We start from the raw sequence: 259 nt of genomic DNA on the forward strand, positions 1-259 counted from the left end.
GACCGTTCAAGATGGCAAGTTCAGCACGACCGCAGACCTAACAGGTAAGGGTCTGGTTGATGGCGCGATCAGCGTGAAAGCGGACGTGACGGACAGCGCGGGCAACCCAGCGAGCGACACAGAAAGCGCGACGTTGGATGCGGACAATGCGGATCTACCGAGCATCGACTTGACGACCGTAGGCGACGGCAACATCAGTGTTGACGAAGCAGACGAAGTGACCTTGTCAGGAACACGACCAACGTAGAAGACGGTCAGA

Annotated in this window: 1 protein-coding gene; it reads left to right on the plus strand. The window is 57.5% G+C overall.

Features of this window, described 5'->3' with window-relative positions:
* A partial coding sequence (locus tag CIK04_RS33065) for a hypothetical protein (protein WP_176463506.1) occupies positions 1–247 on the plus strand: 247 nt, incomplete at its 5' end.
* Positions 248–259 lie beyond the last annotated feature (12 nt).

The organism is Vibrio sp. 03_296 (genome assembly GCF_002265885.1).